The 20,325-nt window shown below is 47.1% G+C and carries 17 protein-coding genes; 1 reads left to right on the top strand and 16 read right to left on the bottom strand.

What is annotated here, in order from left to right; all coding sequences use genetic code 11:
- Positions 1-47: 47 nt before the first annotated feature.
- The 13 genes from HMPREF0373_RS03335 to HMPREF0373_RS03275 form a co-directional block, all read right to left on the bottom strand.
- Positions 48-950 carry a dihydroorotate dehydrogenase gene (locus HMPREF0373_RS03335; RefSeq protein WP_021738183.1) on the bottom strand — a complete coding sequence of 301 codons (903 nt, stop codon included), beginning with the start codon at positions 948-950 and terminating at the stop codon, positions 48-50.
- Complete coding sequence (locus HMPREF0373_RS03330) at positions 950-1,720, bottom strand: dihydroorotate dehydrogenase electron transfer subunit (protein WP_021738182.1); 771 nt, start codon at positions 1,718-1,720, stop codon at positions 950-952. Before HMPREF0373_RS03330 ends, HMPREF0373_RS03335 begins: the two co-directional genes overlap by 1 nt.
- Before the next feature lie 12 nt (positions 1,721-1,732).
- Positions 1,733-2,653 carry an orotidine-5'-phosphate decarboxylase gene (gene pyrF, locus HMPREF0373_RS03325; RefSeq protein ID WP_021738181.1) on the bottom strand — a complete coding sequence of 307 codons (921 nt, stop codon included), beginning with the start codon at positions 2,651-2,653 and terminating at the stop codon, positions 1,733-1,735.
- A 59-nt stretch (positions 2,654-2,712) separates the two neighbouring features.
- Positions 2,713-3,990 (bottom strand): dihydroorotase, encoded by a 1,278-nt coding sequence (locus HMPREF0373_RS03320; protein WP_021738180.1) that lies wholly within the window; start codon positions 3,988-3,990, stop codon positions 2,713-2,715.
- A gap of 147 nt (positions 3,991-4,137) precedes the next feature.
- Positions 4,138-5,370: a GTPase HflX gene (hflX, locus tag HMPREF0373_RS03315; RefSeq protein WP_021738179.1), complete on the bottom strand. Its 1,233-nt coding sequence runs from the start codon at positions 5,368-5,370 to the stop codon at positions 4,138-4,140.
- Complete coding sequence (locus HMPREF0373_RS03310) at positions 5,371-6,423, bottom strand: tetratricopeptide repeat protein (protein WP_167618620.1); 1,053 nt, start codon at positions 6,421-6,423, stop codon at positions 5,371-5,373.
- Between the two features lie 225 nt (positions 6,424-6,648).
- Positions 6,649-7,899: an adenosylhomocysteinase gene (locus tag HMPREF0373_RS03305; protein WP_021738177.1), complete on the bottom strand. Its 1,251-nt coding sequence runs from the start codon at positions 7,897-7,899 to the stop codon at positions 6,649-6,651.
- A gap of 111 nt (positions 7,900-8,010) precedes the next feature.
- Positions 8,011-8,673, bottom strand: a complete 663-nt coding sequence (locus HMPREF0373_RS03300) for a GTP pyrophosphokinase (RefSeq protein WP_021738176.1) — start codon at positions 8,671-8,673, stop codon at positions 8,011-8,013.
- A gap of 130 nt (positions 8,674-8,803) precedes the next feature.
- The gene (locus HMPREF0373_RS03295; protein ID WP_021738175.1) at positions 8,804-9,328 is read right to left on the bottom strand and encodes a transcription repressor NadR; all 525 of its coding nucleotides are present in this window, start codon (positions 9,326-9,328) and stop codon (positions 8,804-8,806) included.
- A gap of 1 nt (position 9,329) precedes the next feature.
- Entirely contained in the window at positions 9,330-9,596 is a 267-nt protein-coding gene (locus HMPREF0373_RS03290; RefSeq protein ID WP_022036073.1) for a hypothetical protein, read from the bottom strand.
- Positions 9,597-9,600: 4 nt separating this feature from the next.
- Complete coding sequence (locus HMPREF0373_RS03285) at positions 9,601-10,377, bottom strand: TrmH family RNA methyltransferase (protein ID WP_021738173.1); 777 nt, start codon at positions 10,375-10,377, stop codon at positions 9,601-9,603.
- 205 nt (positions 10,378-10,582) lie between these two features.
- Positions 10,583-11,557 carry a 6-phosphofructokinase gene (gene pfkA, locus HMPREF0373_RS03280; RefSeq protein WP_022036075.1) on the bottom strand — a complete coding sequence of 325 codons (975 nt, stop codon included), beginning with the start codon at positions 11,555-11,557 and terminating at the stop codon, positions 10,583-10,585.
- A 66-nt stretch (positions 11,558-11,623) separates the two neighbouring features.
- Positions 11,624-15,100 carry a DNA polymerase III subunit alpha gene (locus HMPREF0373_RS03275; RefSeq protein ID WP_021738170.1) on the bottom strand — a complete coding sequence of 1,159 codons (3,477 nt, stop codon included), beginning with the start codon at positions 15,098-15,100 and terminating at the stop codon, positions 11,624-11,626.
- A gap of 299 nt (positions 15,101-15,399) precedes the next feature.
- Here HMPREF0373_RS03275 and HMPREF0373_RS16315 point away from each other — a divergent pair, with 299 nt between their 5' ends.
- Positions 15,400-16,239, top strand: a complete 840-nt coding sequence (locus HMPREF0373_RS16315) for a CPBP family intramembrane glutamic endopeptidase (RefSeq protein ID WP_021738169.1) — start codon at positions 15,400-15,402, stop codon at positions 16,237-16,239.
- Here HMPREF0373_RS16315 and HMPREF0373_RS03265 read toward each other — a convergent pair.
- From HMPREF0373_RS03265 to HMPREF0373_RS03255, 3 genes are all read right to left on the bottom strand, one after another.
- The gene (locus HMPREF0373_RS03265) at positions 16,120-17,280 is read right to left on the bottom strand and encodes a 5' nucleotidase, NT5C type (RefSeq protein WP_021738168.1); all 1,161 of its coding nucleotides are present in this window, start codon (positions 17,278-17,280) and stop codon (positions 16,120-16,122) included. The genes HMPREF0373_RS16315 and HMPREF0373_RS03265 overlap by 120 nt on opposite strands.
- A 70-nt stretch (positions 17,281-17,350) precedes the next feature.
- Entirely contained in the window at positions 17,351-18,229 is an 879-nt protein-coding gene (locus HMPREF0373_RS03260) for a DMT family transporter (RefSeq protein ID WP_021738167.1), read from the bottom strand.
- A gap of 88 nt (positions 18,230-18,317) precedes the next feature.
- Positions 18,318-20,192 (bottom strand): ABC-F family ATP-binding cassette domain-containing protein, encoded by a 1,875-nt coding sequence (locus HMPREF0373_RS03255; protein WP_021738166.1) that lies wholly within the window; start codon positions 20,190-20,192, stop codon positions 18,318-18,320.
- Positions 20,193-20,325 lie beyond the last annotated feature (133 nt).

Below are 20,325 nucleotides of genomic sequence, written 5' to 3'. Positions count from 1 at the left end.
TCTGGATTTCTGCTTCAGATTTGCCCTTTACATAGATAAACAAAATTTTATTTTACGGCCCCGATCAGTTCATTGATATCCGCCACACCATGCATCTGCATATACTGCTCGATACCGTCCACGATCTCCATGGTCACCATCGGATTTGCAAAATTTGCAGTTCCGACGCTGACAGCCGTAGCTCCTGCCAGGATCAGTTCCAGCGCATCTTCTGTATTCTGGATGCCGCCCATTCCGATGATCGGAAGGTTCACTGCATTTGCCACCTGATATACCATACGGACTGCAATCGGATGTACTGCCGGACCGGACAATCCACCTGTCTTATTTGCAATTGCAAACGCACGTTTGTTGACATCGATCTTCATGCCCGTCAGTGTGTTGATCAGGGACAGGGCATCCGCGCCACCTGCCTCTGCGGCTTTTGCCATCACGGTAATATCTGTAACATTCGGGCTCAGTTTCATGATCACCGGCTGTTTTGCATGCTTTTTCACTTCTCTTGTGATTGCTTCTACGGCTTTCGGATCCTGACCGAAAGCAATACCGCCCTCTTTGACATTTGGACAGGAAATATTGATTTCCAGCATATCTACCGGCTGATCTGCCAGACGTTCCACCACTTCACAGTAATCCTCAGTGGATTTTCCGCAGACATTTACAATGATCTTTGTATCGTATTTTTTCAGAAATGGAATATCTCTGGACACAAACACATCAATACCCGGATTCTGCAGACCGATGGCATTGAGCATACCGCCGTATACTTCTGCAATACGCGGCGTCGGATTTCCCGGCCACGGAATATTTGCCACACCTTTTGTGACTACTGCGCCCAGGCGGTTCAGATCTACAAATTCGGAAAATTCCTCACCGGAACCAAAGGTGCCGGAGGCAACCATAACCGGATTGTCAAATGTTACTCCTGCAATCGTTACTTTTGTATTCATTACAGTTCTACCTCCTCTGCTAAAAATACCGGACCTTCCTTGCAGACACGTTTGTTATGTACATTGGTATGTCCATCTACTTCTTTTGATTTACATACGCAGGCAAGGCATGCACCGATACCGCATGCCATCTTCTCCTCCATGGAGATCCAGCATTCCATATGGTTTTCAGACGCATATTGTTTCAATGCACGGAGCATCGGTGTCGGACCACACGCATAGATGACTTCCGCATCCAGCTCATTCTCCCGGATCGCATCCAGGACATTTCCTTTTGATCCCATACTGCCATCCTCTGTGGCAATATATACTTCCCCCTGTTTTTTGAACTCATCCAGAAGGAACATATCGCTGTTGCGGTAACCGAGGATGATCTGTTTTTCACAGTTTAACTGTTTTGCAAGTTCCAGCATTGGCGGAATACCGATACCGCCACCGATCAGGAATGCTTTTTTGCTCTTTAACGGGAAACCGTTTCCAAGCGGTCCCATCACAGAGAGATAATCTCCGGTCTGCTTCTGGGAAAATTCTTCGGTTCCTGCGCCTGCAATACGATATACCAGATGCAGGGCACAATCCTCTTTATCAATTTCGCAGATACTGATCGGACGCGGGAGCAGTCTGCTTCCATCCTCACAGTAAATAGAAATAAACTGTCCAGCCTTTGCATACTGTGCGATTTTATCTGTTTTGATCCACAGGCTGTAAATCGCCGGAGCAATCTCCTCCTGGCTGATGATCACTGCCTGCTCTTTGAATTTCTCTGCCATTTCCTTCTCCTTTTATTTCAGTGCGGAAGCGATGTCCTCGATCATATCAATAACTGCCTGACGGGAAGCATCTGCAAAATTTTCTGCGCCAAACTGAGCATATTTCTCCTGTTTGTAAGCAGCAATGATACCTCTGGAAGAATTTACGATTGCTCCCAGACCGTCTTTATTGAAATAATGAGTCAGATCCTTACCTTTTCCACCCTGTGCACCATAACCAGGTACCAGGATGAAGCTCTTTGGCATTACCTGACGCAATACTTTGCCAACTTCCGGATAAGTAGCGCCTACAACAGCTCCGATATAGCTGTACTCGTCGCCCATGACATCCTCTCCCCATGCAGCTACTTTCTCAGCCACATGCTCGTACAGTGGTTTGCCGTCAATGAGACGATCCTGGAACTCACCGCTGGACGGATTGGATGTTTTTACAAGGATGAACAGACCCTTTTTCTCCTCTTTACACACATCTGCAAATGGTTTGATTCCATCGGTACCAAGGTATGGGTTTACGGTTGCGAAATCTTCATTAAATGTGCGGTATGTCTTGCTTCCTACCTGGACTTTTCCAAGATGTCCGGTTGCATAAGCTGCGGAAGTAGAACCGATATCTCCACGCTTTACATCACCGATTACTACCAGATCTTTCTCATGACAATAATCAACGGTTTTCTGGAATGCTTTCAGACCTTCCACACCAAACTGCTCATACATGGCGATCTGCGGCTTTACTGCCGGGATCAGATCGTAAGTGCTGTCGATGATCTGCTTGTTGTACTGCCAGATGGCATCTGCGGCACCTTCCAGTGTCTCTCCATACTCATCAAAAGATTTTTTCTGAATATGCTCCGGTACATAGGAAAGCATCGGATCTAAGCCGACAACGATTGGTGCGCCTGTTTTCTTGATTTTCTCTACTAACTTGTTGATCATTATACTTCGTTCTCCTCTTTATGAAATGATATATAGTTTATTTTTGGGGAAGATCCTGTCTATTTCTCCTGATACACGATTTCTCCGTCCACGATGGTTGCCATGACTTTTCCGGTCACTTTTTTACCACCAAACGGTGTATTTTTGCCCTTGGATAAAAACTCTGCCGGATCAATGACCCACTCACATTCCGGGTCAAAAATCGTCAGATCCGCCGGACTTCCGGCCTCCACGGTTCCTTTATCCAGACCAAGGATCTTCGCCGGATTGTAACTCATCTTCTCTGCCATCTGCATCGGAGTCAGAATACCCGGTTTTACCAGCGCTGTATAAGTCAGTGCTGCCGCAGTCTCCAGGCCGACAATGCCAAACGGTGCTTTCTGGATGCCCTGCTCCTTCTCACTGGCTGCGTGAGGTGCATGATCCGTTGCGATCACGTCCATGATATCATCAGCCAGACCTTTCTGTAACGCCTCCACATCTTCTTTCGTACGAAGTGGCGGATTCATTTTGTAATTACCATCATCCTCTGTGATATCATCGGATGTCATACAGAAATGATGTGGGCATACTTCAGCTGTCACCGGCAGACCTTCTTCTTTTGCCAGTTCTACCATACGCACGCTATCCTTTGTAGAGCAGTGGCACAGATGCAGGCGTACTCCGGTCTCTTTGGCCAGCAGGATATCCCGCGCCACAATAACGTCCTCCACAGAGTTCGTAATGCCTGCAAATCCGAGTTCGTTTGCTTTCGCATCCGCATTCATCACACCACCATGCACCATATTGATATCTTCGCAGTGCGCAAGAACGACAAGTCCTTCCTCAGCGGCTGCCTGCATACCTTCCCGGTAAAGCTGTGCGTTCATAACTGATTTGCCATCTTCGCTGATAGTCCGGCTTCCGGCTGCCGCCATTCCGTGAATATCTGCCAGTTCCTCGCCTTTCTGACCTTTCGTCACCGCTCCGGTCTGCAGCACATGCACTTTCGTCACAGCCTCTGCTTTATGCTTCACATAATCGATCACGTCCGGACGGTCTGCCACCGGTTTTGTATTCGGCATGGCAACGATCGTCGTAAATCCTCCGTGAAGTGCTGCTGCACCGCCTGTCTGGATATCTTCTTTGTACTCCAGACCCGGATCCCGCAGATGCACATGCAGATCGATAAATCCTGGCATGACATAACAGCCTTTCGCATCATAAACCTCATCTGCTTTCTCTTTTATCGCAGGTGCAACCTCAGCCACTGTCCCGTCTTTGATCAGAACATCTGCCTTTGTCATCGTTTTGTCGCCGGGATTGATGACTGTTCCGTTTTTTATCAAAAGTACCATCCTTGACTGTCTTCCTTTCTTCCCATGTATTTATAACAGTTTTCTTCTTCCGATTCCATTTGCAGAAGCAGCTTTTTGATACATCACTTCTGCATGGAATCATTATTCTTTATTTTATCATTTTCAACACTTCGCCGCAATGTTTTATTACAGTTCCGGTGGCACATAAGCCTCCACATAGATGCCTTCCGGTGTATACTCTTCCTTCAGTAATTCTCCATATTTGCGGATTTTCTGGATCTCTCCGGCCTTTTCATATGGAAATGTATGCTTGAGCAGCACTTTTCCATCCCGGAGCATATCCTCGAATACTTCTTTCAGTGTATCCAGTCCCATGCCGGTCTTCGCAGAAATACGCAATGTCTTATCTGCCCGGAAATCCTGCAAGATTTCCTCTCCGGTGATCCGGTCACATTTATTAAATACCGTAAGAATCTTCTTATCCACGACACCAAGATCCTGCAGCGTCATATACACGACGTGCATCTGTGCATCCCACTGCGGATTGGAAGCATCTACCACATGAATAATAAAATCCGCATATTTCGCCTCTTCCAGTGTGCTCTTAAAAGCATCTACCAGATGATGCGGCAGCTTCCGGATAAAACCTACGGTATCTGTCAGCATCAGGTTCTGGTGATTGGATAATTCCAACATTCTTGTCGTCGGATCCAATGTTGCAAACAGCTGATCTTCCTCCAGAACATCTGCATCCGTCAGCGTATTCAGAAGCGTGGATTTTCCTGCATTGGTATAACCAACGATAGCTGCCACTTTTGTGTGACTCTTCATCCTCTGGCTCCTGGTCAGTTCCCTGTGCCGCACTACTTCCTTCAATTCCCGGTTGAGCTGTGCCGTCCGGTGACCGATGAGACGCCGGTCGATCTCCAGCTTTTTCTCACCCGGTCCTCGGGTTCCGATACCGCCGCCCAGACGGGACATGGATCGTCCGAAGCCCGCCAGTCTGCTGGCACGATACTTCAGCTGCGCCAGCTCTACCTGGATCTTTCCTTCACTGGTCCGTGCCCGTGCCGCAAATATATCAAGGATCAGCAATGTACGATCCATGACCTTGCTGTCCAGTACCTGCTCCATATTTCTCATCTGGATCGGGGAAAGTTCATCATCACAGATGATTCCGGTTGCCTCCTTTTCCCAGATCATATCCCGGATTTCTTCCAGTTTACCGGTTCCTACATAAGTTCCCGGATGCATGTGTTCCAGATTCTGGATCACCGTGCCTACTACTTCAGCTCCTGCCGTGGCTGCCAGTTCTGCCAGCTCCGCCAGGGAACTCTCTGTATCATCACCGTTTCGCTCACTGATCCCCACCAGGATCACGCGCTCCACCGGCTGTTCATTTTCGTATACGATTCCCACTTACTGTCCGTTTCCTTCCGTTGTTGTATCTGCCGCTGTATCATCCGCCTGCTGTGTATTGTCAGTTCCGGTATTCTCCAGTCCGGTAAGTACCCTGGTCTGCAGAAATTCATACTCTTTCTGCATCGTCTCATCTTCCGGATAATCTGCCACATAGTCTTTTGCCTCTTCCAGTGCAGATGCAAAATCACCGTTTTTCTCATATACAGCCACCAGAGCTTTCTGCAGCTCTTTCACCTGATCTCCGCTGGCTGCTTCCATGGCATCTTTATAATACGTTGCCGCATCCGCATAATCCCCTGCATCTGCAGCAATGGACGCCAGCTGTTCCAGCGCATCCGCATCTTTTGGATGTTTTTCCATATATTTCTGGAATGCAGCCTTTGCATCCTCCATCTTTTTCTCTGAAGCATACAGTTTGCCAAGCGCCAGATATGCTCTGTCCGCACCCTTATCTGCCGCCTGTGTCAGCATTTTGACCGCATTTTCCGTATCACCTTTGATGACATACAGTTTCCCGATATTTTCATAATCAGATGCAGAAGATGGTTTCAGTTTCAACCCCTGCTCCAGATATTTCTGTGCTTCCTGCGTCCTGCCTGCATTCTGCAGATTCTCGCTGATATGTCCATACAGTTCCGCATCCGAATCATTCAGGGACACTGCCTTATCATAATCCTTCAGGCAGGCATCCGGCTGTCCGTCTGCCAGCAATACACTTCCTCTGAGATAGTATACTTCCCAGTTTTTCTTATCATAATCCACCAGTCCGTCATAAGTCTTGATGGCTGCCTTGGTATCTCCGGATTTGTACTGTGCCAGTGCCTTGTAGTAGCACACATCCAATTCCTGTGCACGGATCCTTCCCAGAGACTGATCCAGAGCCTTCTGAAAACTGCTGACCGCATCCTCATATTTAGCTTCTTTCATCTGACTGATACCAAGCTGCTTATATTCCAGTGCCTTCTTCTCTGATTTGCTGGTACAGCCGCCCAGGAAAAGGGACATGCCCAGCAGACCGGTCAGAAAAAGCACCATTCCTTTTTTCTTCATATCGCTTCTCATTCCTCCATATTCCACCCATGTACCCCCGGAATCTGACCTCTTTGTTTCAGAAACCACGGTACACTGCACTTCCTTATAGTATGCCATGAATAAAGACGCACTGCAAGGAAATTTATCTCAGTCAAAAAGACTCACACTTTCACATATTTCCCACAAAAGGCCTGCCACATGTTTTCCTGCATGTAACAGACCTTTCTTGCATCCTGCTCTATCCTATAAGTCAATATTGGAAGAATTCAGATATTTCTCCTGCTCCGGTGTCAATGTATCAATGGATTTGCCAAGGAAACGAAGTTTTCTGTTGGCAACTTCCAGATCTACGTTACGCGGAACACTGATCAGTTTCTCTGTCAGATTGTTCGCATTTTCTACCAGATATTTTGCACTCAGTGCCTGAATTGCGAAACTCATATCCATGATTTCTGCCGGATGACCATCACCTGCTGCCAGATTGACCAGACGGCCTTCTGCCAGTACATAGATCCATTTATCCTCAGAAATCTGATAACCTACGATATTTTTACGCTGATCAATGGTATCCAGTGCGATTTCACGAAGACGTTTCATGTCGATCTCTACATCAAAATGTCCTGCGTTGCACAGGATTGCGCCATTTTTCATCACTTTGAAATCGTCCTCGCTGATGACGCCGGCACAACCGGTTACTGTGATAAAGAAATCACCGATCTTTGCTGCCTCGTTCATCGGCATTACATCAAATCCGTCCATCACTGCCTCAATCGCCTTGATCGGGTCTACTTCGGTCACAATAACTTTTGCGCCCAGACCTTTGGCACGCATAGCCACGCCTTTTCCACACCAGCCATATCCTGCAACAACCACATATTTGCCTGCCACGATCAGGTTTGTGGTACGGTTGATACCGTCAAATACAGACTGTCCGGTTCCGTAACGGTTGTCAAACAGATGTTTGCAGTCTGCATTATTTACCAGTACCATCGGGAATTTCAATTCATCATTTTTTGCCATGGCGATCAGGCGGATGATACCGGTTGTCGTCTCCTCACAACCTCCAATGACATACTGCAGTTTATCCTGCATCTTTGTATGAAGCATATGCACCAGATCACCGCCGTCATCAATGATGATATTGCAGTCGTTCTCCAGAACACTTGTGATATGCTGATCATATTCTTCCGGTGTACAGTCATACCATGCATATACATTTAAACCGTCAGCCACCAGTGCTGCCGCCACATCATCCTGCGTGGAAAGCGGGTTACTTCCTGTAATATACATTTCCGCACCGCCTGCTGCCAGTACCTTGCACAGATATGCGGTCTTTGCCTCCAGATGAATGGAAAGAGCAATACGGATGCCCTCAAAAGGTCTTTCTTTGGAAAAATCATCTTCCAGACTGCGAAGCAGCGGACAGTTTTTCCGAACCCAGTCTATTTTGTGTGCTCCGGATGGAGCAAGATTGATATCTTTGATCGCGCTCATTCATTTCCTCCTGTATCTTGTAAACTATACTCTCATTTATCGAAGTTACCTGTGTAATTATCGTAGTTACCTGTGTGCTGTGATGTGAGTATCAAAAATAGCTTTTATCACTCACGATTGTTCTTCTTCACTCTGCTGCCGTTCCTTTTCCGCAATGATTGCTTCATTCAGTGACAGCATTTTCGCATCCAGCTTGGACGTGATTGCCGCACAATCCCGCAGTTCCCGGCTGATATACTCCGGAGCATTTCCCTCAAATTTATAATAGATCTTATGCTCCAGGCTTGCCCAAAAATCCATGGCAATGGTCCTGATCTGAATCTCTACTTTCGTCGGATTGATCCCGTTGGTGGTCTGTATCGGAACCGTGATCAGCATGTGATAGCTGCGGTATCCGCTCTCCTTTGGATGCTTCATATAATCTTTGATATAAAGAATCGTAAATTCTTTCTGCTTTCCAATCATCTCTGCCAGACGATAGATATCGGATGTAAAGGAGCACACGATACGCACACCTGCAATATCATTGATATGCTCCACCATGTTTTCCATGGTATTTTCCAGCCCGTGCCGGCTTAATTTTTTTGCAATGCTGTTCGGCGTTTTTATGCGGGATTTGATATATTCAATTGGATTGTACTGGTGAATGTATTGAAATTCATCATTCATGATATCCAGCTTTGTCCGGACTTCCTTGATCGCCGCATTATATAAAAACATCAAACTTTGCCAGTCATAGGCATTTTCCCCTCGTTCCGCTGTCTCTTCTGCCATCTATCCTAAAAAACCTCCTGAATTTCACTTGGCAGACCTTCTTTCTGTCCCTCATATAAAGTACATCGGTTGGCCGTCTTATCCATTGTATCATATTTTTCTATGATTTTTGTCTGTTTGCGCGCTTTCTTTATTTATTTTTAAGAAATCCTTTTTCTGCCAGCCGCGTCTCGATCTCATCCAGTATTTTTTCAGAATCAGCTTCCACCGTATGGAGATGACTGTTGCCGGTGAGGACCTTTAATGGCAGATCCGCTGTCTCACCCATTTTCCGGATAAACTCATCCACATCCCAGCGGTTTTTCAGAATCAGATCCGCACTGAGCTGTCCGTAGATCTCATGCTCTACGATCACGTCACAGACATAACCGCCGCAATCAACCATCAGATACAGTTCCTCCTGCATCTGTGCGTCGGTATGGTTCACTGCAAAAATTCTCCGGCACAGATTCTGACCGTGCTCCGGATCATACAGCACATATCCTTTATTTGTGCTCAAGATATTGCGGTTGGTCGCACGCAACAGTGCGATGTCCTGCACGATCACCTGGCGGCTCACGCCAAATTCCTTTGCCAGTTCCGCACCGGACAATGGACGGTTTTCCTGTTTTAAACGATTCATCAGTTCTATTCTGCGTGTTGCTCCATCCGTCATATCAATCCTCCTCAATCACCTGAATCTCCAAAAAATCAAAATTAATCTGTTCAATAAAACTATCCTGGTAAAAACGAGCTTTTGCATGACGTTTAAACTCATCAATATTGTGTTCCAGCCAGATCGGTTTTCCCAGATCAAACACGTAACATACTTCTTCCAGTGCATGAAATACTTTGTGCGTGCGGGTCTCATCGCTGTCATCACAGATTGTCGTATCCCGCAGCATCCGGTTGTCTTTAAATTCTTTTGCCCATAAACGAAACATATTCTTACCCTCTTCTCTGTCTGCTGGCTTCATACATCAGAATACCTGCTGCCATGGCTGCATTCAGTGACTCCAGCTGTCCACCCATCGGAATCCGGATATAGGTATCCGCCAGTTTTGCAGTCTCCGCTGTCAGCCCGTTTCCTTCATTTCCGATCAGGAATGCAGTTCCTCCCGTGTAATCCGGTTCATCATAGCATACACTGCCCTCCAGATGTGCCGCATAGACACGGATGCCCTTTTCCTGCAGCTGACCAAGCGTCCCATGCAGATCCTCAGTAATATAAAACGGTACCCGGAAAATGCTCCCCATGGTGGAACGGATCGTCTTAGGATTGTAAATATCCACGGTACACTTGTCCATGATCACACCGGAAATTCCGGCACCTTCCCCGGTCCGGAACATCGTTCCGAGATTGCCCGGATCCTGGACATTTTCCAGCACCAGCCAGACACCGTCTGTATCCTCCAGCATATCTTCCAGCCGGTTTTCTTTCATTTTCACAAGACAGAGCACTCCCTGAGGCGTTTTTGTATCAGACACCGCAGCAAATACGGAATCTGACAACATCTCCCAGTCGGTTCCTTCAAAAACACCTTCATGTGCCGGATCTTTTGCAAAAGATTCGGAAACGTACACTTTCCCGATCCGCTCTTTCGGTGTCTCCCGGAACATCCGGATTCCTTCCACCACATACAGTTGCTGCTGCCGTCTTGCTCTTGCATTTTTTATCAGTTTGCTCAGGGCTTTCACCTGTGCATTTGCTGTACTTGTTATCATATGAAGTTCCTTTTCTTAAATGATATCTTTTATTTTTTAGAATTGTGGGAGTACAAAGTACGGAACAATTCGTATGGCATCTTTTTACCCCAACATCTTTTTTATTATACTTGCTATGCACAAAAAAAGCAATTTACACCTTTCCGTGCAAACTGCTTTTTTCTGTTCTTATTTACCGTTCAACCCTGCTATTCACAAGCGGACCTTAGATTGACAGGTTCTTTCCTACGTTAAACTGATAATCAGAGATATGTTTCTCCATAGCCAGTGCTTCATCCACATCAAAATCTACGAATTTACCATCTTTGTAGGCAACGATACGGTTGCTTTTGCCTTCGCAGAGCAGATCTACGGCATAAGCACCCATAGTAGATGCATAGACACGGTCTTTACATGTCGGGCTTCCGCCACGCTGCATGTGACCAAGGATGGTTGCTCTTGTCTCCATTCCGGTTGCAGCCTCAATACGTCTTGCCAGAGATGTGGAATGTCCGATACCTTCAGCATTGATGATGATATAATGTCTCTTGCCACGTTTCCGGTTTGCAATGATATTGTTTACGATCTTCTGCTCGTCAAAATCATATTTCTCCGGAATCAGTACCTGCTCAGCACCGTTTGCAAGACCACACCATAATGCGATATATCCTGCATCACGTCCCATTACCTCGATAATACTGCAGCGCTCATGGGAAGATGCTGTATCACGGATTTTGTCAATGGCTTCCATTGCTGTATTAACAGCTGTATCAAAACCAATGGTATAATCAGTACAGGAAATATCCAGATCGATCGTTCCCGGAATACCAATCGTGTTGATTCCCTGTGCAGCCAGTTTCTGAGCTCCACGGAAAGAACCGTCACCACCGATTACGATGATTCCTTCGATCCCGTGCTTTCTGCACATTTCAGCACCAAGCTTCTGTCCTTCTTCTGTACGGAATTCCGGACATCTTGCTGTCTGAAGTATCGTACCACCTCTCTGAATGATATCGGATACATCTTTTGCTTCCATATCTACGATATCTTCAGCAATTAATCCTGTATACCCTCTTCTTATACCCTTTACTTTTTTTCCCTTTGAGATTGCCTGACGCACTACCGCACGGATAGCTGCATTCATACCCGGTGCATCTCCACCGCTTGTTAACACACCAATTGTCTGTATTTCCTTAGCCATGACAAAACCTCCTATACCTGTATCATTTTCATTTTTCCTCATGTTGCTACTATTCTAATCTTTTTTTTACATTTTTTCAATGGACTTTTCCAAAACTTTGATATTTTTTTCACCAAGTTTTTTATTTAATTCATTTACAAGCTCATTATTTGCAAAAACGGTCATATTTGCCCCGAGCCGTTTCATCGCATGCTCTTTTGCCAGGTAAATCACTACCTGATCCTGTCCATCTGACCCAGATAACAATGCCAGGGTTTCGTTTTCCTGCTGTTCAAAAGTCTCCCGGTCTGCAAACTGGATCCACAATTCCCGTCTCGCATCATCAAAAGAATAGATTTTTTCACAGATCAGTTTGCCGTTTTTATCCTCTTCCGCAGACACCCGGCCACGGATAAACACTTTCTGCTCTTCCTGCATCAGCAGATGATACCGTTCATACTCCCGCGGAAATACAATGACTTCGACACTTCCGTACAGATCCTCGACCGTCAGAAATGCCATCGCTTTGTTCTGTTTTGTATACTTCACGTTTTTTGCCGTAATGATACCGCCGATCATGGCTTTCTCATCATCTGTGATACCTCTGGCAGTTCCACTTTCTTCATCCAGGACAAAATCTCCGGTGGTCTTTGTAATATTTTTCCGCCATTTTGCTTCATATTCCTGCAGTGGATGACCACTGACATAGATACCAAGCACTTCTTTCTCCATGGCAAGCACCTCTTCCCTGGAAAATTCGCCGCAGTCCGGCAGACGGATCTCGAACTGCTTCTTCTCCTCCGGTGCCACCATGTCAAAGAGGGACATTTGTCCTGCCATCGTGGTCTTGCGGTCATTGGTAATCTGATCCATCAGCTTTCCGTACACCTGCATAAACTGCTTGCGCGTGCCACCCAGATCATCAAAAGCTCCGCCTTTGATGAAGTTTTCCACGGCACGACGGTTCATCTCCCTGCCGCTCATACGATCAATAAAATCCTTCAGGGATTTAAAACGCCCATTCTCCGTGCGCTCCTGTACCAGTGCATCGATCACCGGACGGCCGATACTCTTGATGGCAGACAGTCCATAGCGGATATCTTTGCCGGACACGGAAAATCCCGCATATCCGTCATTGACATTTGGCGGCAGCACGCCAATCCCCATCTGACGGCACACCTGGATATATTCTGCCACTTTTGTAGAGTTATCAATCACAGATGTCATCAGGGCAGCCATAAATTCCACCGGATAGTAATATTTCAGATATGCAGTCTGGTAAGACACCACCGCATACGCTGCTGCATGGGATTTGTTAAAGGCATATTTTGCAAAATCTGTCATCTCATCGAAAATCTTGTTGGCAACTTCCTCGGAAATACCGTTTGCCATACAGCCCGGCACCCCCTCTTCTTCATTGCCGTACACAAAATTCTGACGCTCTCTGGCCATGACATCGCCTTTTTTCTTGGACATGGCACGACGTACCAGATCACTTCGTCCCAGTGTATAACCTGCCAGATCCCGCACGATCTGCATGACCTGCTCCTGATAAACGATACATCCATACGTCGGAGCCAGGATCGGTTCCAGCTGCGGACAGTCATACACAATAGAAGACGGATTATTTTTACCACGGATATAGGATGGGATAAAATCCATCGGTCCCGGACGATACAGGGAAATTCCGGCAATGATATCTTCCAGGCTCTGTGGTTTTAACTCCTTCATGAAGTTTTTCATACCGGCACTCTCCAGCTGGAACACACCATCGGTGCGACCGGTACCGATTGAGGCCAGTACATCCGGATCGTTATAGTCAATCTGATCCATATCCAGTTCTTTTCCGGTGGAACGCGCCACATTTTTCACGGCATCCTGGATTACAGTCAGTGTCCTGAGTCCGAGGAAGTCCATCTTCAGAAGCCCCAGCTCCTCCAGTGTCGTCATGGTAAACTGTGTCGTCACGGAACCATCGGAGCCTCTCGAGAGCGGCACATACTCGTCCACCGATTTCTGACTGATCACCACACCGGCTGCATGCATGGACGTATGCCGCGGCAGTCCCTCCAGACGCAGTGACATGTCGATCAGCTTCGTCACTTCCGGATTGGACTCATAGAGTCCGCGCAGTTCCGGATTCATTTTCAACGCCTTACTGATGGTGATTCCAAGCTCGTTCGGAATCATTTTTGCAATGCTGTCACACATGGCATACGGCAGATCCATAACACGCCCCACATCCCGGATAACGCCCTTGGCAGCCATGGTACCGAAAGTTACGATCTGCACCACGCGGTCCTTGCCATATTTTCTTACAACATAATCAATGACTTCCTGACGTCTCTCGTAGCAGAAATCCACATCAATATCCGGCATGGAAACTCGTTCCGGATTCAGAAATCGCTCAAAGAGCAGACTGTAACGGATCGGATCCAACTTGGTGATTCCCAGCGTATAGGAAACCAGACTACCTGCCGCACTGCCTCGTCCCGGACCAACCATGATATCATTTTCTCTGGCAAAATGAATAAAATCCCAGACGATCAGAAAGTAATCCACATACCCCATTTTCTGAATAACCGAAAGCTCATATTCCAGACGTGGCTTTAACTCCTGCACCCGTTTGGGTGAATACCGCTCATCAAGTCCCTCATAGCACAGTTTGTTCAGATATTCCCAGGATGTATAGCCATCCGGCACATCAAATTTCGGCAGCTTCGTCACACCGAATTCAATCTCCACATGGCAGCGGTCTGCAATTTTCTGCGTGTTTTCAATCGCATCCAGCGCATAGGGAAACAGTGCCTTCATCTCTTCTTCTGATTTCACAAAATACTGACCGCCCTCATAGCGCATACGATTTTCATCCGAAAGCTTTTTGCCGGTCTGCAGACAAAGCAGAATGTCATGTGCCTCCGCATCTTTTTCATAAGTGTAATGCACGTCGTTGGTAGCCACCAGATCGATGCCCAGCTCCTGATGCATCCGCAGCAGCTGCTGATTGACCTGCGCCTGCTCCGGAATGCCATGATCTTGCAGCTCCAAGAAAAAATTTCCTTTTCCAAAACAGGTCTCATATTTTAAGGCAATCGCTTTCGCTTCCTCATACATCCCTCTGGTCAGATAACGCTGCACCTCACCGGCCAGACACGCAGACAGTGCAATAATACCTTCATGATAGGTCTCCAGAACTTCCATATCCACACGGGGACGATAGTAGTAACCATCCACAAAACCTTTGGAGACGATCTTCATCAGATTCGCATATCCGACATTATTTTCCGCCAGCAGCACCAGATGATAATAACGATCTTCTCCTTTGACCTGCTCCCGGTCAAAACGGGAGCCCGGTGCCACATACACCTCACATCCAAGGATCGGATTAATCCCCGCTTTCTTCGCTGCACGGTAAAAATCGATCACACCATACATCACACCATGATCCGTGATCGCCCCGGCTGTCATCCCCAGTTCCCTGATCCGGTTGACATACTCTGTAATCTTATTAGAACCGTCCAACAGACTGTACTCTGTATGGACATGTAAATGTGCAAATGCCATATATTTCCTCTTTCTATTACGTTGTCTAATCTGTTACAAAACATTTGTTCTCTCATTCATCTAACATCTTACCACATTCTCCCCAGCTGGAAAAGATACATTTTATTGTTACGATTTTATTAATATTGGAAAGAACCTCTGGACAAACCGAAAACGGTTTTATAAGATAGTCAAAAGATGTATATCATGCAATGCATGACGTGCATCTCGCGACAAGAATGCCGAGGGCATTCTTGAACAGATGCAGGAAGCCGGAAGAATACCGGGAGCATTCTTGCACAGAGAGGATTTATGAGATTATGAAAAGATTTCGCTATTTTATAAAAAGTTTGTTCCCCGTGGTCATGGTTTTTATCCTGCAGATCGTGGCAGCAATTCCCACGATGCTTTTTTTTCTGTTCCGCGCCTCCGGTGATGCAAAACCGGCACTGAACGAATTACTGGCTTCCCTGTTAGGTCTTACCTCCGATATGGAATATCTGCAGACACTGAATCTTGTCTATGCGATTCTGGCGCTGCTTGTATTCGGTACCTGGTACTATAAAATATTTGTAAAACCATTCCGTCACCGCAGAAAAAAACATCCGTCAGGATACAGTTTTCATACCATTACATCCATGTTTTTTCTCGGCATTGGACTGCAATATGTCACAACCATGCTGACTGATGCCATCGGTGCGCTTCGCCCGGATCTCATTACCGCTTACCATGCACAGATGAGTTCCCAGGGATACGATGATCTGTCACTGCTGCTCCTGGTGTACTCCGTCATTCTCGCACCGGTTATTGAAGAAACGGTATTCCGCGGACTGGTCTTCCGCTATGCACGGCATGCCATGCCATTCTGGTTTGCAAATATCCTGCAGGCTGCACTGTTCGGATTTGTACACATGAATCTCGTGCAGGGCATCTACGCCTTTGCGATGGGACTGTTCCTTGGCTGGGTATGCCGACGGGGACATGGCATCAAATACTCCATTCCGGTTCATATTGTATTCAACATCATCGGCTGCTTCTTCTCAGGACTCATCCAGATTTCCCTGACGCTGAGCTATCCGTTGTTTGCCGGTCTTGGTATCATGCTGACTATTTTCGCACTGTGGCTGTTCTATACGGATTTCCAGACCGCAGATTTTTAAAATCCGTTCCACTGCATCTTCGCGGTCCGTGTGAATGATATAATCACACAGGGCCGCATTTTTCAGCTCATTTTCCAGGGATACCAGCCGTAGCATTTTCTCATGATTGTCCATCTCTTTTTCCAGAATACTCCTGATCATCTGCTCCCGCTTGCACTTACAGAAAATGATCACCGTCGGATAATGCCGCTTCATGGCAATGGCACCGCTCAGATCCATCGGCATCACTACATACTGTCCGCCATTCATCAGCTCCGTGATATCTTTCCACTTTGTGCCATAAGCGTAACCCGCATACCGGGTCGTCTCGATAAATGTATCCCGGCAACGGATAAATTCTTCTTCCGTGATCGTAGTATGGATACGGTCAGATACGCTTTTTGTCGTATAGGCTCTCGGTACCGTGAATCTGCCGGTCTCACACAACTTCCGTGTGATCTCATTTTTCCCGGAACCGCTCGGTCCCACCAGTGCCACGATACAGGGCGGAGCAGGCTCCACCCGGTCCTCGATCATGGCAGATTTGATCTGATCCAGCAGCTGGAAAAATTCTTCATAGTTATGGACTGCCAGCAATCCTGTCAGCTCCCGGTTCCATGGGCGGCGCATCAGCACCGGAAACCGTGCACTGCTTTTTAATATATTATGCGGTCCGTCATCCAGCGTAATGTCCACCTGAACCACAGATTTCTGAAATCCCATAATGATATTTTCATCCGGGAAATCCGGAAATGCCGTCTTGATCTGCTCCACACGTTTTGACATAAACTGTGGCTGCACGGCAGTCACGATATAGACGATCCCCTTCGTCTGAAGCGTTCTGATAAAAGCCTTCGCCTGGTCAGAAACCTGCTGCATCTCATACAGCCGCGGATCCGAATAATATTTTTTGATCACCGATGCACGCCCTGTATTTTCCCAGGAATCAATATCCTCCAGTGTCAATGGAGGTTCAAAGTGATATTCCTCATTTGCCAGTTCAATGGCACAATCATTTAAGGGGGATATTACATCATCCCAGTCAATTCCAAATGTAAGCATATAACCTCCCGCGGGCTTTCCTTATCCGTCATTTCCAAGCCTCTGTCCCGTAATCTGCACAGCAAACATCCTATTTCACGTCCGATGCATCCCGACGCTGGTTATAGAAGAACATCCATACTGCCATGCCGATGATGATGACATACCCCAGCACACTGTAACGGTCCGGGATCTGATGAAACAGTGCAAAACCGATGACCGCCGAAAAAATAATCTGAGAATAGTCATAGACCGAAATCTCTCTGGCCGGTGCATGGTAATATGCCGCTGTGATGGCAAACTGTCCGCCTGCGGCAGCCACTCCGGCTCCCAGCAGAACGATGCCCTGCCACATGCTCATGGTATGATAGTTTAACAGCAGATACGGCAGCGTCACCAGACAGGAAAATCCGGAGAAAAACAGCACCACAGATACCCCTTTCTGCCCCCGCTGTCCCAGCACCCGCACCATCGTGTACGCGATTCCGGCGCATAAACCACCGCACAATCCGATGAGAGACGGTACGATATTCATATTCAGAAACGTCGGTTTGATGATAAACAGGCTTCCGATGAAAGCCCCGCACACCGCAGTTACCTGAATTGGTGTCAGCTTCTCTTTTAAAATAAGGAAAGAGAATAAAATAACAAAAAATGGTGACATTTTATTGAGCATGGATGCATCGGACAGCACCAGATGATCCACCGCATAGAAATTACACAGGATCCCCAGTGTTCCGAAGCCTGCCCGCAAAATCATATACTTCCAGTTTCCTTTTTCCACCTGAAAAACTTCTTTGTGTCGCACCATTGTTGCCAGAGCAATGATAAACGCCACCAGATTTCGGAAAAAACTCTTCTGTACCGCCGGCAGGTCTCCTGCCATTCGTACAAACATATTCATAAATGCAAAGCAAAGCGCCGATAATACAATAAATAAGATTCCTTTATACTTTACTTTCTGTTTCATAACTTGCACCCGCTTTCTACTTACTTAAATAACACTTGTAACCACATTTCCGGAACATTTCACCCGGACATAAAACCCGGCTGGTTCATCAGCCTTGCGCGTGAATCTTTTCCGCAAGTTCTTCCAGATATTCCCAACGCTCCATCTTATGTTCCAGATCTGCTTCCGTCTGTTCCCGTTCTGCTGCCAGCTCCGACAGACGCTTGGAATTTGTGGCATTCGCCGCCATCTCTGCATCCAGACTTTCCAGTTTATCCTCCAGATCCAGGATATCCTGTTCGATGGTCTCATACTCCTGCTTCTCCTTATAGGAAAACTTCAGCTTGCGCTCCCGGTTCGCCCGGTAGTTCTCATATGCCGCACGGCCGCCGGCCTCACTGTCGGTATCTGCCCCTTCGGTTCCACCGGCTGCCGATGAGATGATTCCGTCCTGCACGGACAGATTACACTGTGCGGATTCTCCGGCTTTCAACGCATAATCCGTGTATCCGCCTTCATACTGTCTCAGTACACCGCCGGCCTCAAAAGCAAAAATGCGATTGACCGTCCGATCCAGAAAATACCGGTCATGGGATACAACGATAACGATTCCCTGATAATGATCCAGATAATCCTCCAGAATCGTCAGAGTCGAGATATCCAGATCATTGGTCGGCTCATCCAGGATCAGCACGTTTGGTGACTCCATCAGCACCCGGAGCAGATTCAGACGACGGCGTTCCCCGCCGGACAGTTTCCCGATCAGGCTGTACTGTGCCTGCGGCGGAAATAAAAATCGCTCCAGCATGGCAGATGCACTGATCAGTCCATCCTCGGTCCGGACAAATTCTGCTGTCTCCCGGATATAGTCAATGACTCTCATCTTCGGATCCATATAGGCAATACCGGCTTCTTTGCTCGTCTCGATCTCCTGGGAATAATATCCGATCCTGATCGTCTGTCCCACCTTGATACTTCCGCTGTCCGGCTCTTCCCGTCCTGCCAGCAGCTTCATCAATGTCGTTTTTCCACATCCGTTGGTTCCTACAAATCCCACACGGTCATTTTTCAGGAAAATGTACGAAAAATCCCGGATAAACGTATGTCCGCCATAGGATTTGCTGATTCCGTCAATCTCAATGGTCGTATTTCCCATACGGGTTGTAATGGAACTCATGGACACCTGACCGTCGCTCTGCGGGCCATGCTGGTTTTTCATCTCCTCATAACGCTCCAGACGTGCTTTCTGCTTGGTGGAACGGGCTCTTGCCCCGCGTTTTACCCACTCTAATTCCACCCGGAGAATCGACTGACGCTTCCGCTCCGTAGCAGCTTCCATCTCCTCTCTCTGGGCTTTCAGCTCCAGAAATCCGGAATAATTGGTATCATAGCTGTAGATCTTTCCTTTGTCGATCTCCACGATCCGGTTGGAAACACTGTCCAGAAAATACCGGTCATGTGTCACCATGATCAGGCTGCCCCGCCAGCGCTTCAGATAGTCCTCCAGCCACGCTGCCATCGCGTGATCCAGGTGGTTCGTCGGCTCATCCAGCACAAGGATGTCACAGGGCTGCATCAGGATCTCTGCCAGTGCCAGACGTTTGCGCTGACCGCCGGAGAGCTCCGAGATTTTCTGTTCCAGCCGGACAATCCCCAGTGTCCGGAGCATACTCTTTGCCTCACCTTCCATATCCCACTGTGTACTCTCGGATATTTTTTTCTCCACATGTTCCCACACCGTGCAGGAATCGTCAAATTCCGGTGTCTGCGGCAGATAACGGATCACAACATGATTTGCTTTTGTACAACTTCCGGTATCCGGCTCTTCCAGGCCAGCCGCAAGTTTCAGCAGCGTGGACTTGCCGGTTCCGTTGATCCCGATGATGCCGACCTTCTCGCCCTCCTGAAGAAAAAAAGATGCACCATCCAGCAGCACCCGCTCCGTATATGCTTTTGTAATATTTTCCAATGATAATAAATTCATACGCTGTGTCTTTCCATTTCTTTATTTTAATCAGTTCTATTTTAACTGATTTTGCAAAAAAATACAAATCCGATAAGAGTTACTGTTCATACACGCCATTCGTGAAACGTTAAGATTCTATGAATTATTTTTG

Origin of the sequence: Eubacterium ramulus ATCC 29099 (assembly GCF_000469345.1) — a bacterium.
Lineage (GTDB): Bacteria > Bacillota > Clostridia > Lachnospirales > Lachnospiraceae > Eubacterium_I > Eubacterium_I ramulus.
The sequence above is the reverse complement of the archived record's forward strand: the minus strand, read 5'-3'. Positions and strand labels throughout refer to the sequence as shown.

What these genes read in the sequence shown, in the direction of transcription:
- HMPREF0373_RS03335 (WP_021738183.1), bottom strand. Translation starts at nt 950, where the DNA reads ATGAATACAAAAGTAACGATTGCAGGAGTAACATTTGACAATCCGGTT.
- HMPREF0373_RS03330 (WP_021738182.1), bottom strand. Translation starts at nt 1,720, where the DNA reads ATGGCAGAGAAATTCAAAGAGCAGGCAGTGATCATCAGCCAGGAGGAG.
- pyrF (WP_021738181.1), bottom strand. Translation starts at nt 2,653, where the DNA reads ATGATCAACAAGTTAGTAGAGAAAATCAAGAAAACAGGCGCACCAATC.
- HMPREF0373_RS03320 (WP_021738180.1), bottom strand. Translation starts at nt 3,990, where the DNA reads ATGGTACTTTTGATAAAAAACGGAACAGTCATCAATCCCGGCGACAAA.
- HMPREF0373_RS03310 (WP_167618620.1), bottom strand. Translation starts at nt 6,423, where the DNA reads ATGAAGAAAAAAGGAATGGTGCTTTTTCTGACCGGTCTGCTGGGCATG.
- HMPREF0373_RS03305 (WP_021738177.1), bottom strand. Translation starts at nt 7,899, where the DNA reads ATGAGCGCGATCAAAGATATCAATCTTGCTCCATCCGGAGCACACAAA.
- HMPREF0373_RS03300 (WP_021738176.1), bottom strand. Translation starts at nt 8,673, where the DNA reads ATGGCAGAAGAGACAGCGGAACGAGGGGAAAATGCCTATGACTGGCAA.
- HMPREF0373_RS03295 (WP_021738175.1), bottom strand. Translation starts at nt 9,328, where the DNA reads ATGACGGATGGAGCAACACGCAGAATAGAACTGATGAATCGTTTAAAA.
- HMPREF0373_RS03290 (WP_022036073.1), bottom strand. Translation starts at nt 9,596, where the DNA reads ATGTTTCGTTTATGGGCAAAAGAATTTAAAGACAACCGGATGCTGCGG.
- HMPREF0373_RS03285 (WP_021738173.1), bottom strand. Translation starts at nt 10,377, where the DNA reads ATGATAACAAGTACAGCAAATGCACAGGTGAAAGCCCTGAGCAAACTG.
- pfkA (WP_022036075.1), bottom strand. Translation starts at nt 11,557, where the DNA reads ATGGCTAAGGAAATACAGACAATTGGTGTGTTAACAAGCGGTGGAGAT.
- HMPREF0373_RS03275 (WP_021738170.1), bottom strand. Translation starts at nt 15,100, where the DNA reads ATGGCATTTGCACATTTACATGTCCATACAGAGTACAGTCTGTTGGAC.
- HMPREF0373_RS16315 (WP_021738169.1), top strand. Translation starts at nt 15,400, where the DNA reads ATGAAAAGATTTCGCTATTTTATAAAAAGTTTGTTCCCCGTGGTCATG.
- HMPREF0373_RS03265 (WP_021738168.1), bottom strand. Translation starts at nt 17,280, where the DNA reads ATGCTTACATTTGGAATTGACTGGGATGATGTAATATCCCCCTTAAAT.
- HMPREF0373_RS03260 (WP_021738167.1), bottom strand. Translation starts at nt 18,229, where the DNA reads ATGAAACAGAAAGTAAAGTATAAAGGAATCTTATTTATTGTATTATCG.
- HMPREF0373_RS03255 (WP_021738166.1), bottom strand. Translation starts at nt 20,192, where the DNA reads ATGAATTTATTATCATTGGAAAATATTACAAAAGCATATACGGAGCGG.